The following is a 1,554-nucleotide window of genomic DNA, read 5'->3' as shown; positions in this document are numbered from 1 at the left end:
CCGGAGAGCCGAGAGCCGAGAGCCGAGAGCCGAGAGCCGAGAGCCGAAGAACCGACACGCACCGTCATCGCGGTATTGCCGGCCCGCCGTCCACCGGCCCGCCATCCGCCGGCCCGGCCGGTTGCCACCTCTCGTGATGGATCGCCTGCCGCAGGACGCGGCGGTATGCCCAGTTGTGCCGCTCCAGGTCGGGGACAACCTCATGATGTGTCACCGGCCCCAGGCACAGCCAGGCGACCGGCCGGATACCGGCGGGGATACCGAGCAGCCTGCGCACGACCTGTTCACGGTAGAACGACACCCAGCCGACGCCGAGGCCTTCGGCTGTCGCGGCCAGCCACAGATTCTCGATTGCCAGACACACCGAGTACAGCCCGGTGTCCGCGATGGCATGGCGTCCCAGGACCGCCGGCGCGCCACGCCGCGGATCATAGGTCACCACGACGGACAGCGTGGACTCCAACACTCCATCGATCTTGATCGGGGTGAAGCGGGCAGCCTGGTCCGCGGTCAGGGTCGCGGCAAAAATCGCCCGCTCCGCCTCAACATGATCATGAAATGCCCGCCGGGTCCGGATGCTCTCGATCACGATGAAGTCCCATGGCTGGCTCAGGCCGACGCTGGGTGCGGCATGCGCCGCCGCAAGCACCCGCTCCAGGACTCCCGGCGGCATCGGCGCCCCCGTGAACTGGGCACGTACATCCCGACGCCGACTGATCACGTCGTAGAGATCTACCAGCATGGCAGGACTCCCACCGACCGACCACCCGACCAGCGGGTGGCACACACGCGAGACCGGTCTTCAGACTCTCGGATCAACCTCTACCGCCCGGCCTTCACCGGCTTCCCGGTCCTCCCCGATTCCCCAGGACACCTCGCGAACGATGCCGTCTCGATCATATCCGCCACCCAAAAAACCGATCATGCTCCTCAATGGAAAAAGTAATCTTCATCAACGCGGCCAGAACAATCACGATGACCTTCCTCGTCGCCCTCCCGTACCGCCGTGCCGCCGCGCGCACAGATCGTCCCGGTGCGCATCGGTAACTTGTATTGACAACGATTGTCACATCCATGAGGCTGGCATGTGTCCTGATCGCCTCTGCCCAGGAGGTCCCGTGTCTCTGGCCGTCTCCCCGGAACTGCTTGCGCAGGCTGAACACGGCAGCGTCGACGACGATGCCTTCCTCGCCTGCGTCCGCGCGTCCCTGCCCTACGCCTACGGCCTGGTCGAACGGCTCGCTGGCGAGCTGCCGGCCGCGGACCGTGACTTTGTCGACAACCAGGTGCCACCGGCGGATGACGCCGAGCAGGGGCAGCTGCTGCGGGCGCTGGCAAGCACCGCGATCCGCGGCGCGCTGGAACGCCACTTCGGGGTGGCCCTGGCGTTCCAGAACTGCCATCGGCTGGCCGCCTTCCGCCCACCGGCGGTGGCCAGCGAGCAGTACCGGCGGTTTGTCTCGGCGGAAAGCCAGGTCCTCAACCAGCAGCCAGGATTCGTCAACTGCTGATCGGCGCCGCCCGTCCACCGGATGTGCGGCACCAGGCCCTAAG

General features: G+C 66.9%; 2 protein-coding genes. One reads left to right on the top strand and one right to left on the bottom strand.

Annotation, left to right across the window (positions count from 1 at the left end):
* Positions 1–64: 64 nt before the first annotated feature.
* Positions 65–742, bottom strand: coding sequence for a 5,6-dimethylbenzimidazole synthase (bluB, locus tag MJ785_RS20020; protein WP_239313304.1), 678 nt, complete (start codon positions 740–742; stop codon positions 65–67).
* A 376-nt stretch (positions 743–1,118) separates the two neighbouring features.
* On the opposite strand from bluB, the gene MJ785_RS20015 reads away from it, so the two are divergent.
* The gene (locus MJ785_RS20015) at positions 1,119–1,511 is read left to right on the top strand and encodes an SCO5389 family protein (protein WP_239313302.1); all 393 of its coding nucleotides are present in this window, start codon (positions 1,119–1,121) and stop codon (positions 1,509–1,511) included.
* Positions 1,512–1,554: the final 43 nt, after the last annotated feature.

It is taken from the genome of Protofrankia sp. CiT1 (assembly GCF_917627335.1).
Taxonomy (GTDB): domain Bacteria; phylum Actinomycetota; class Actinomycetes; order Frankiales; family Frankiaceae; genus Protofrankia.
The sequence above is the reverse complement of the archived record's forward strand: the minus strand, read 5'-3'. Positions and strand labels throughout refer to the sequence as shown.

What these genes read in the sequence shown, in the direction of transcription:
- bluB (WP_239313304.1), bottom strand. Translation starts at nt 742, where the DNA reads ATGCTGGTAGATCTCTACGACGTGATCAGTCGGCGTCGGGATGTACGT.